Below are 10,235 nucleotides of genomic sequence, written 5' to 3'. Positions count from 1 at the left end.
GAGCAATCACTTACCGGGCCAGCCACCGGCCACGATACAACCGATCACCACAGCACTTGACACAGAGAGGCGCCCAACTCCCGAGGCCACGAATGTCCCCGCCACTGAAGCCCCTGTCGTTGTGCCCGGCTCATATTAGTGACAACTATTGCGCACCAGACGATTCGCCCCAGTTCGCGCTAAGTCTCCTCACCGGCCAGCGCAAACCGGCCGTCGCCGGTCTGAGTAACCAGGCCGTCGTCCAGCAGCGAATACAGGGCCCGGTCGCGTTGGGCGGTATCGGTCAGCCAAGCCCCGTCCAGCTCGGCCCGCGACACCGGAGAGTCTTTGGCGCGCAACACATCCAGCAGCCGCCCGCGGACCTGACGGTCGGTTCCCGCATAGGGCTGAACCCGTCGGGCCGGGCCGGTCGGGGGCGGATAACCGGCCTGCCGCCACGCGCATTCGCCCAGCGGGCACAACCCGCACCGGGGCGCCCGCGCAGTGCACACGGTAGCGCCCAACTCCATCAGAGCCGCCGAAAACTCAGGCGCTGCATGGTCATTGGGCAGCAGGGCTGAAACGTCGGCGTGGTCGCGGGCCGCCGACGGCGCTGCGGCGTCGGCTCGGCCGTGCACGGCACGGGCCACCACGCGGCGCACATTCGTGTCCACCACCGGAACCGGCTGCCGGTAGGCGAAGCACGCGACCGCCCGTGCGGTGTAGCTGCCCACCCCGGGCAAGGTCAGCAGGGTGTCCACGTCGTCGGGCACCACGTCGGCATGGTCGCGGGCGATTACGGTGGCGCACTCGTGCAGCCGCTTGGCCCGCCTCGGATAGCCGAGCTTGCCCCAGGCGCGCAGCACATCGGCCGCCGAGGCCGCGGCGGTGGCCGACGCTGTGGGCCAACGGCGCACCCACTCCGTCCAGACCGGCAGTACCCGGGCCACCGGCGTCTGCTGCAACATGAACTCGCTGACCAGGATCTGCCAGGCGCTAACGCCGGGGTCGCGCCAGGGCAGGTCACGACGGGATCGCTGGTACCAGTCCACCAGATTGGTGACTGGTATGTGTTCGGAGCCGGTCACCGCGGCGTCCGGCAGAATGTTGGCCATGCCCAACACCAATCCGGTAACCGCGTGGAAAGCACTCAAAGAGGGTAACGAGCGATTCGTCGCCGGCAAGCCCCAGCATCCGAGCCAAAGCATCGACCATCGCGCCAGTCTCGCCGCAGGCCAGAAGCCGACCGCGGTGATCTTCGGCTGTGCCGACAGCCGGGTGGCCGCCGAGCTGATCTTCGACCAGGGCCTGGGCGACATGTTCGTGGTACGCACCGCCGGGCAGGCCATCGATGCGGCTGTCCTGGGATCCATCGAGTACGCGGTGGCTGTCCTCGACGTGCCGCTGATCGTGATTCTCGGCCATGACAGCTGCGGTGCGGTCAAGGCCGCCCTGAGCGCGCTCGATGACGGCGAAATACCAGTCGGTTTTGTGCGGGACCTGGTGGAGCGGGTTGTCACGACGATTCTGTTGGGCCGCCGCGACGGGCTGACCCGCGTCGACGAATTCGAGGCGCGGCATGTACGCGAGACGGCCGCACAGCTCATTGAGCGTTCGACGGTCATCGCGGAGCGGGTTGCGGCCGGCACTCTGGCAATAGCGGGCATCACGTACCGTCTTGCCGAGGGGCGCGCGGTGCTGGTCCACCATGTGGGTGATATCGGAGACGAGCCGCAGAGCTGAATTCGGCCGAGCTGACCCTACGACGCCCCGGCGGTCGGGTTCCGGTCCGGTAGGCCGCCCCTAACACGTCTTGTGCTTTCTAGAGCTCAGCTAACCGCGCGACACGCCGAGCCGGGTCGAACGAGTATGCGTGACCTGGGCCTACGGTGTGAATGTGCTGGATCTGGAACCGCGTGGCCCGCTACCCACCGAGATTTACTGGCGGCGCAGAGGTCTGGCGCTGGGCATTGTGGTGGTCGTGGTCGGGATCGCGGTTGCGACGATCATTGCCTTCGTAAGCAGCAGCGCCGGAGCCAAACCCTCCAACGCCGAGAAAGCGGGTTCGGCGCAAAGCCATCCCGGGTCGCCCGCGGCGCAAGCGCCGCCCCCCGCCGCGCCGCAGGGCAGCCCGCCGGTGGCACCGCCACAGGGACAACCCCCCCAGGGGCAGAACCCCGAGTCCCCGACACCGACGGCCGCGGTACAGCCGCCGCCCGTGCTCAAGGAGGGTGACGACTGCCCCGATTCCACCCTGGCGGTCAAAGGCTTGACCAACGCGCCCCAGTACTTCATTGGTGACCAGCCGAAATTCACCATGGTCGTGACCAACATCGGCCTGGTGGCCTGCAAACGCGACGTCGGCGCAGCGGTGCTTGCCGCCTACGTTTACTCGCTGGACAACAAGCGGCTGTGGTCAAACCTGGACTGCGCGCCGTCCAACGAGACGCTGGTCAAGACCTTTACGCCCGGCGAGCAAGTGACCACCGCGGTGACTTGGACCGGGATGGGCTCGGCGCCGCACTGCCCCTTGCCGCGGCCGGCTATCGGAGCGGGGACCTACAACCTGGTGGTGCAGCTGGGCAACCTTCGCTCGCAGCCCGTTCCGTTCATCCTGAATCAGCCGCCGGCACCTCCCGGGCCCGCGCCGGCCGGCCAACCGGTTCCTCCGCAACCCGAAGGGCCGCCGGCGCCCGGTCCCGCCCCCGCGGGATAGCTCCGAAGTCAATCCATCGGATCGGCGATCGTCGACTCTGCCAGCTGCGACAGGCCCTCACGCACGTGGCGCGCCCACATCGCGCCGATGCCCTCCACCGATTGCAGGTCGCTGGCGCTGGCCGCGAGCAGACCCTGCAGCGTTCCGAAGGCCCGCACCAGCAGGTCCACATGCGCGAACTGGAGTCGGGGAATCTCGGCCATCGCGCGGTAGCCACGCGGGCTCAGTGCCGAGTCCTGCGCCTCAGCCGTGGTCGGATACCCGAAAACCTTTGCCAGCGCGGTGAGTTCGAGCAGTTCGGTGTCGGACAGGCTGTCCAGCTCCGCCAGGGTGGCCGCGATTTGCGGATCCGACGGTGGCTCGGGATTGGCGTGGTAGTCGCGGACGACCAATTCCCGGGCGGTGTCGTTGCCGCCCAGGAGCTCCTCCAGCTGAAGTCGCAATTGGCGGCCGTCGGTGCCGAGCTCGACGGTTTCGTAGTCGATGACCAAACCGATGCGACGCACCAGCTCGAGGCGCTGGACCACGGTCATCACGTCCCGCAGCGTGACGAAATCCTCGATCTCGGCTCTGGACAGTTGCCTGCTGACCTCGTCGAGCCGGGTCTTGTACCGCTCCAGGGTCGCGATGGCCTGGTTAGCCCGCGACAGGATGGTCGCGGAGTCCGTCAGCACGTGGCGTTCCCCGCCCACGTAGACGGTCACGATGTTCATCGAGTGGCTGACTGAGATCACCGGGTAGCCGGTCTGGATCGCAGCCCGTTCCGCCGAGCGATGGCGGGTCCCCGATTCGTCGGTGGGTATCGAGGGATCCGGAACCAGCTGCACGTTGGCCCTCACGATGCGGCTGTAATCGGTGGACAGCACGACTGCGCCGTCCATCTTCGACAGTTCGCGCAGCCGCGTCGGCGCATACCGGACGTCCAGCGAGAAGCCGCCGTCGCAGATGGCCTCGACGTTCTCGTCGTGCCCGAGCACGATCAGGGCCCCGGTGCGCCCGCGCAGAATGCGCTCCAGGCCATCCCGGAGCCCGGTGCCAGGTGCCAGGCGGGCGACAACCTCACGCAGCGTCGGTCGCGTCACAGCGTGCATTCTGCTATGTCCCGGCCGATTAGGGGGACCCTATTGGGACTTGTCCAGCCGGTAGGACTTGGCTGGGGTCGCGCTGCGGTGGTCGGCGATGTCGACCATGTGCTCCAGAGCAGCAACGATGTTGGGCGCACACAGGGCATGCATGCCCGCCGGTAGTACCCGGTGACCCGGCGGGATCAGCGCGATGTTGAACCCCTGCCGGGCCGCCTCGGCAAGGCGCCGTTCCATGCCGTGGACCCGGCGCAGGTCGCCGGCCAGACCTACCTCACCGATCACCACCGCCGTAGCCGGCAAGGGCAGGTTCACGTGCGCCGAGGCCAGCGCGATCGCCACCGCGAGGTCCGACGACGGGTCGGTCAGCCGCATGCCGCCGACGGTGGACAAGTAGATGTCGTTGACCGCGAGGTTGAGCCGGGCGTGCTTTTCCAGCACGGCGGTGATCATGGCGGCCCTGGCATGGTCGATGCCGCTGACGGCACGACGGGGTGAACCGCCGTTCGGTGTCGCCAGCAATGCCTGGACTTCGCCGATCAGTGGTCGCTTCCCGTCCAGCGCCACCGTGATCGCCGTGCCGGCCACCGGGGCGGGCCGTTGATCCAGGAACAGGCTGGAAGGATCGGCGACGTCTTCGATTCCGTTGTCGTGCAACTGAAAACACCCGACTTCGTCGGCAGCGCCGAAACGGTTCTTGATCCCGCGAACCATCCGCAACGTGCTGTTGCGGTCGCCTTCGAAATGCAGCACCACGTCGACCAGATGCTCGAGTGACCGCGGCCCCGCGATGGCCCCCTCCTTGGTGACGTGGCCGACCAGGATGAGCGCGACGCCGTTGGCCTTGGCCGCCGCGGTCAGCGCGGCCGTCACCGCCCGCACCTGTGTGACGCCGCCGGCGACGCCGTCGGACGCGGTGGTCGAGATGGTCTGTACCGAGTCCACGACGACCAGGGTGGGCCGGACCGTGGCGATGTGCTCCAGCACCCTGTGCAGGTCGGCTTCGGCGGCCAGGTAGAGCTCGTCACCGACGCACCCCATCCGATCCGCACGGAGCCGGATCTGGCCGGCGGACTCCTCGCCGGAGACGTACAGCACGCGCCGGCCGGACTGCGCCTGCCGATGGGCGACCTTGAGCAGCAGCGTCGACTTGCCCACCCCGGGGTCGCCGGCCAGCAGCGTCACCGAGCCGGCCACCACACCGCCGCCGAGCACCCGGTCCAACTCGTCGACGCCGGTGGGGCAGGGTTGCACCTGGTTCGCGTCAACCGAACTGATCGGAACGGCGTGGGACGCGGCGGCTCCGGAACGCCGACTGGCACCGCCGACCGCGCTGAGCATGGCCACCTCGTCGACGGTGCCCCAGGTTCCGCACTCCAGGCAGCGCCCTACCCATTTAGCGGTGACGTGACGGCATTCCGAGCAGCGGTACTGGGTACGCGTGGTCGCCACGACATGACCGTATCGGGCTGGTATGACAGCCCGCCGGATTCACACGCGCTGCGGCTCCGGTCCGGCCGAAATCGGCACCATCACGCTGCCCTGACCGGCCACCTCGAACTTGAAGTTGAACTTGTAGGTGAGGCCGTTGCTGATCGGCTCGGCCAAGGTGACCACCGCCTTGGCGGCGTTGCTGATCCCGATGGGACCCGGCGCCTCGGCCCGCTGGCCTTCGGGCGCACCGACGAAAAGCATCCCGCTGGGCTGCAGACGAGCGTCGTTGGTTATCTCGACCTTGCCGATGTCACTGGTGATCTCGACCAGCCTGTCGGCAACGTAGGGCGACTGATTGACAGCGACGAACACCAGGTCCACCGTCCGGCCCCGCTCGATGAAGTCACCGGTCTGCGCGGCCTGGATGCGGATGTCGCGCAGCTCCACACGCTGTTCGCCATTGGTGATGGTGAGCCTGTTGCCGTTGACGGCGGGCTCCTGGTTCGCCGTCTGCGCAATCTGGCCGGCCCCACAACCGCTGAGCACCGGCGCAACTAAGGCAACGACACCGACGAATAGTAGGGCGGGGAGGCAGGTCTTGAAGCGGTTCACTCAATGCCTCCTGCTGCATTGGCCTCTGGTTCAGGGGAAGGACGCGACGGTGGAACGTACAACTATGCACAGTAGTAGGTGAGGTGCCGTCGACGATAGCCCACTGCACCGAGCCGGAAGGGCGGCCGGCAGGGCAGCTGACCGTTGCTGAGGTGTCTCCGGCGGCCCCGGGACCAGCGCAACAGCACCCCGGGAAGGCCGTCGGCGGTGTGACGCCTTGCACGTCTTGCCTCGCCTGTCAACCCCTAATCTGCGAGCGTCGTGCCCCTGACCTGCACCGTTGTTCCGCGGGTGTTGGACGGCCGTGTTAGCATGGAGTAACGAAAGGGGCTCGAATCAGATGATTTTCAAGGTCGGAGACACCGTTGTATACCCACACCACGGTGCTGCGTTAGTCGAGGCGATCGAAACCCGAACCATCAAAGGGGAGCAAAAAGAGTATCTCGTCTTGAAAGTTGCGCAGGGAGACCTGACGGTTCGAGTGCCCGCGGAGAACGCCGAGTACGTCGGCGTCCGCGATGTGGTCGGCCAGGAAGGCCTGGACAAGGTTTTTCAGGTCCTGCGCGCGCCGCACACCGAAGAGCCGACGAACTGGTCCCGCCGCTACAAGGCCAACCTGGAAAAGCTCGCCTCCGGCGACGTCAACAAGGTGGCCGAGGTGGTGCGCGACCTGTGGCGTCGTGACCAGGAACGCGGTTTGTCCGCCGGCGAGAAGCGCATGCTCGCCAAGGCTCGGCAGATTCTGGTAGGCGAGTTGGCGCTCGCTGAGAGCACCGACGACGCCAAGGCCGAGACCATCCTGGACGAGGTTCTGGCCGCCGCGTCCTGAAGAGCACCGTCGTCGCAATAGTTCCGGCCGCAGGGTCGGGTGAGCGGCTGGCTGCCGGGATTCCCAAGGCGTTCTATCAGCTCGACGGGCGCACCTTGCTCGAACGGGCCGTCGGCGGCATCCTGGATTCCGGTGTCGTCGACAACGTGGTGGTAGCCGTACCCGCCGGCCGTGTCGACGATGCGAAGCGTGTCCTCGGCGACACGGCGATTGTGGTGACCGGTGGCGCCAACCGCACCGAATCGGTCGCGCAGGCGCTCCAGGCTGTGCCGGAAAACCCGGAGTTTGTGCTGGTCCACGATGCCGCGCGGGCGTTGACCCCACCGGGGTTGATCGTGCGGGTTGTCGACGCCCTGCGGGCCGGCAATGGTGCCGTGGTGCCCGCGCTGCCGGTCTCTGACACCATCAAAGCCGTGGATGCCAACGGGGCGGTCCTCGGCACACCTGAGCGAGCCGGACTGCGCGCAGTGCAAACGCCGCAGGGGTTCGCAAGAGATCTGCTCGAGCGGGCCTATCGGCACGCAACCGGGGCTGACTTCACCGATGACGCGTCCCTGATAGAGCACGTCGGCGGCCAGGTCCAGCTGGTTGAGGGCGACCCGCTGGCGTTCAAGATCACCACCCGGCTCGATCTATTGCTGGCCCAAGCGATCGTGCGGCAGTGAACGAACTGCCACGCGTCGGTTTGGGTACGGACGTGCACCCGATTGAGCCAGGACGGCCGTGCTGGCTGGTGGGGCTGCTATTTCCCGATGCCGACGGCTGCGCCGGACATTCCGACGGCGATGTCGCGGCGCACGCGCTGTGCGATGCGCTGCTCTCGGCGGCAGGGTTGGGCGATATCGGTGGCGTGTTCGGGGTTGACGACCCGCGCTGGAAGGGTGTCACCGGGGCCGACATGCTGCGCCATGTTGCCGAGCTGCTGTCGCAGCAGGGCTTCCGGGTCGGTAACGCTGCCGTGCAGGTGATCGGCAACCGGCCGAAGATCGGCCCGCGTCGCGCCGAGGCGCAATCCGTGCTGTCGGGCCTGGTGGGGGCGCCGGTTGCGGTGTCCGCCACCACCACCGACGGACTGGGCCTCACCGGCCGCGGGGAGGGCGTCGCCGCCATCGCGACGGCGCTGGTGGTGCGGGTCACCTGACCCGTCGTTCGCGGCCCGAGCGGTCGCGGGCCGCGCCAATTGGCCAGGTAAGCTGGCACGTCGTGACCTTGCGGCTACGCGACACGGCGTCTGGGACGGTGCGTGACTTCGTCCCGCTGCGCGACGGGCACGTCTCCATCTACCAGTGCGGCGCCACCCCGGACGCGCTACCGCACATCGGGCACCTGCGCAGCGGGGTGGCCTTTGACATTCTGCGCCGCTGGTTGCTGGCCCGCGGCTACACCGTGGCTTTCATCCGCAACGTCACCGACATCGAAGACAAGATCCTGACCAAGGCCGCAGCGGCGGGCCGGCCGTGGTGGGAGTGGGTCGCCACCCACGAGCGGGCATTCACCGCGGCCTACGACGCCCTGGATGTGCTGCCGCCGTCGGCCGAACCACGCGCCACCGGTCACATCACCCAGATGATCGAATTGATGCAACGCCTGATCGAAACTGGTCACGCGTACACCGGCTGCGGCGACGTGTACTTCGATGTGCTCAGCTACCCGGATTACGGTCAGCTGTCCGGGCACCGGATCGACGATGTCCACCAGGGCGAGGGGGTGGCCACCGGCAAGCGCGATCAGCGCGATTTCACCCTGTGGAAAGCCGAAAAGCCGGGCGAGCCGTCGTGGCCGTCGCCGTGGGGCCGCGGACGTCCGGGCTGGCACATCGAATGTTCGGCGATGGCCCGTACCTACCTTGGACCGGAATTCGATATCCATTGCGGCGGAATGGATTTGATCTTCCCACACCACGAGAACGAGATTGCGCAGAGCCGCGCCGCCGGCGACGGATTCGCCCGCATCTGGCTGCACAACGGCTGGGTGACGATGGGTGGGGAGAAGATGAGCAAGTCGCTGGGGAACGTCGTTTCCATACCGGCGATGTTGCAACGGGTGCGCCCGGCCGAACTGCGCTACTACCTGGGCAGCGCGCACTACCGCTCGATGCTGGAGTACTCCGAGGCCGCTCTGCGCGACGCGGTCAACGCCTACGTCGGGGTCGAGGACTTTCTGCATCGGGTGCGCAACCGCGCCGGGGCCGTCGTGCCCGGCGAATGGACCCCCCGGTTCGCCGAGGCGCTCGACGACGATTTGTCGGTTCCGACCGCGCTGGCCGAGGTGCATCAGATGCGCGCGGAGGGCAACCGTGCCCTTGATGCCGGCGACCACGAGGGCGCCTTGAAAAGTGCCAGCGGAATTCGGGCGATGATGGGCATTTTGGGCTGCGACCCGCTTGACGAACGCTGGGAATCGCGCGACGAGACGTCGGCCGCGCTGGCCGCCGTCGACGTGCTGGTGCAAAACGAATTGGAAAACCGGCAAAAAGCCCGCGAGCAGCGCAATTGGGAGCTGGCCGACGAGATCCGGGACCGGCTCAACCAGGCTGGCATCGAGGTCACCGACACCGCCGACGGGCCGCAGTGGTCGCTGCGGTCGGACGGCAAGTAGATGGCCGGTAACTCCCGCCGCCGGGGGGCCGTGCGCAAATCCGGCACCAAGAAGGGACCCACCGTCGGCTCGGGTGGACAGCGCCGGCGCGCGCTGGAGGGCCGAGGTCCCACGCCGCCCGCGCACCTGCGGCCCAACCACCCCGCCGCCAAGCGGGCGGCTGCGCAGGCGCGTCGGCCGGCCCGTCGGACCGACGAAACCGAGACGGTGCTTGGCCGCAACCCGGTGCTGGAATGCCTGCGCGCAGGTGTTCCGGCTACCGCGCTGTACGTCGCCCTGGGCACCGAGGCCGACGAACGGCTCACCGAATCTGTCTCCCGTGCGGGGGATTTGGGCATCGCCATCCTCGAAGTGCCGCGCAGCGACCTGGACCGGATGACCGCCAACCACCTGCACCAGGGCATCGCGCTGCAGGTGCCGCCGTATGGTTACGCCCATCCCGACGACCTGGTGGCAACAGCGCTGGAGACACCGCCGGCGCTGCTCGTCGCGTTGGACAACATCTCCGATCCCCGCAACCTCGGCGCGATCGTGCGTTCGGTGGCGGCGTTCGGCGGTCATGGCGTGCTGATTCCGCAGCGTCGTTCCGCCTCGGTGACGGCGGTGGCCTGGCGCACCAGCGCTGGTGCCGCGGCCCGGATCCCCGTTGCCCGGGCCACCAATCTCACCAGGGCACTTAAGGATTGGGGCGATCGCGGGCTGCGGGTGATCGGGTTGGACGCCGATGGAGATACGCCGCTCGACGAGCTGGACGGGACTGACCCGCTGGTTCTGGTCGTCGGTTCGGAAGGCAAGGGGCTGTCCCGGTTGGTGCGGCAGAACTGCGACGAGGTGGTGTCCATCCCGATGGCCGGTCATACCGAGTCGCTGAACGCCTCGGTGGCAGCCGGGGTGGTGCTTGCCGAGATCGCACGCCAGCGACGGGGCTGACTTCATTGGGCGGGCAGACGCAAAAGCTCGCGACACGCCGCGCGTGCGCGAGCTT

General features: G+C 67.8%; 11 protein-coding genes. 7 read left to right on the top strand and 4 right to left on the bottom strand.

Going from position 1 to position 10,235, the window contains the following annotated elements:
- Positions 1–179: 179 nt before the first annotated feature.
- On the bottom strand, positions 180–1,094 hold the full coding sequence (locus tag A5791_RS07575) for an A/G-specific adenine glycosylase (RefSeq protein ID WP_067233464.1): 915 nt from the start codon (positions 1,092–1,094) through the stop codon (positions 180–182).
- Between A5791_RS07575 and A5791_RS07570 the strand changes: the two genes are divergently transcribed.
- Complete coding sequence (locus A5791_RS07570) at positions 1,093–1,722, top strand: carbonic anhydrase (RefSeq protein WP_067233461.1); 630 nt, start codon at positions 1,093–1,095, stop codon at positions 1,720–1,722. The genes A5791_RS07575 and A5791_RS07570 overlap by 2 nt on opposite strands.
- Positions 1,723–1,876: 154 nt before the next feature.
- Positions 1,877–2,695, top strand: a complete 819-nt coding sequence (locus A5791_RS07565) for a hypothetical protein (protein WP_156661058.1) — start codon at positions 1,877–1,879, stop codon at positions 2,693–2,695.
- An 8-nt stretch (positions 2,696–2,703) separates the two neighbouring features.
- Here the strand turns inward: A5791_RS07565 and disA are convergent, their stop codons facing one another.
- Genes disA through A5791_RS07550 form a run of 3 tightly spaced genes read right to left on the bottom strand, consistent with a single transcriptional unit; the run spans position 2,704 to position 5,823 of the window.
- On the bottom strand, positions 2,704–3,786 hold the full coding sequence (gene disA / locus A5791_RS07560; protein WP_082966802.1) for a DNA integrity scanning diadenylate cyclase DisA: 1,083 nt from the start codon (positions 3,784–3,786) through the stop codon (positions 2,704–2,706).
- 30 nt (positions 3,787–3,816) lie between these two features.
- A complete protein-coding gene (radA, locus tag A5791_RS07555) occupies positions 3,817–5,229 on the bottom strand; it encodes a DNA repair protein RadA (RefSeq protein WP_067233457.1) in 1,413 nt (470 codons plus the stop codon).
- Positions 5,230–5,268: 39 nt separating this feature from the next.
- The gene (locus A5791_RS07550; protein WP_067233455.1) at positions 5,269–5,823 is read right to left on the bottom strand and encodes a hypothetical protein; all 555 of its coding nucleotides are present in this window, start codon (positions 5,821–5,823) and stop codon (positions 5,269–5,271) included.
- 340 nt (positions 5,824–6,163) lie between these two features.
- On the opposite strand from A5791_RS07550, the gene carD reads away from it, so the two are divergent.
- The 5 genes from carD to rlmB are packed head-to-tail and all read left to right on the top strand — an operon-like array spanning position 6,164 to position 10,180.
- A complete protein-coding gene (gene carD, locus A5791_RS07545; protein ID WP_003419482.1) occupies positions 6,164–6,652 on the top strand; it encodes an RNA polymerase-binding transcription factor CarD in 489 nt (162 codons plus the stop codon).
- Positions 6,649–7,317 (top strand): 2-C-methyl-D-erythritol 4-phosphate cytidylyltransferase, encoded by a 669-nt coding sequence (gene ispD / locus A5791_RS07540; protein ID WP_067233453.1) that lies wholly within the window; start codon positions 6,649–6,651, stop codon positions 7,315–7,317. Before carD ends, ispD begins: the two co-directional genes overlap by 4 nt.
- A complete protein-coding gene (ispF, locus tag A5791_RS07535; protein WP_067233450.1) occupies positions 7,314–7,793 on the top strand; it encodes a 2-C-methyl-D-erythritol 2,4-cyclodiphosphate synthase in 480 nt (159 codons plus the stop codon). The genes ispD and ispF overlap by 4 nt, the downstream gene beginning before the upstream one ends.
- 38 nt (positions 7,794–7,831) lie before the next feature.
- Positions 7,832–9,250, top strand: coding sequence for a cysteine--tRNA ligase (cysS, locus tag A5791_RS07530; RefSeq protein WP_369828026.1), 1,419 nt, complete (start codon positions 7,832–7,834; stop codon positions 9,248–9,250).
- Complete coding sequence (rlmB, locus tag A5791_RS07525; RefSeq protein WP_067233445.1) at positions 9,251–10,180, top strand: 23S rRNA (guanosine(2251)-2'-O)-methyltransferase RlmB; 930 nt, start codon at positions 9,251–9,253, stop codon at positions 10,178–10,180.
- Positions 10,181–10,235: the final 55 nt, after the last annotated feature.

Source organism: Mycobacterium sp. 852002-51163_SCH5372311, assembly GCF_001667115.1.
In the GTDB taxonomy this organism is placed as follows: Bacteria; Actinomycetota; Actinomycetes; order Mycobacteriales; family Mycobacteriaceae; genus Mycobacterium.
The sequence above is the reverse complement of the archived record's forward strand: the minus strand, read 5'-3'. Positions and strand labels throughout refer to the sequence as shown.

Bases quoted from the DNA above. Each gene is read 5' to 3' on its own strand.
- rlmB (WP_067233445.1), top strand. From the start codon at position 9,251: ATGGCCGGTAACTCCCGCCGCCGGGGGGCCGTGCGCAAATCCGGCACC.
- carD (WP_003419482.1), top strand. From the start codon at position 6,164: ATGATTTTCAAGGTCGGAGACACCGTTGTATACCCACACCACGGTGCT.
- A5791_RS07570 (WP_067233461.1), top strand. From the start codon at position 1,093: ATGCCCAACACCAATCCGGTAACCGCGTGGAAAGCACTCAAAGAGGGT.
- disA (WP_082966802.1), bottom strand. From the start codon at position 3,786: ATGCACGCTGTGACGCGACCGACGCTGCGTGAGGTTGTCGCCCGCCTG.
- A5791_RS07575 (WP_067233464.1), bottom strand. From the start codon at position 1,094: ATGGCCAACATTCTGCCGGACGCCGCGGTGACCGGCTCCGAACACATA.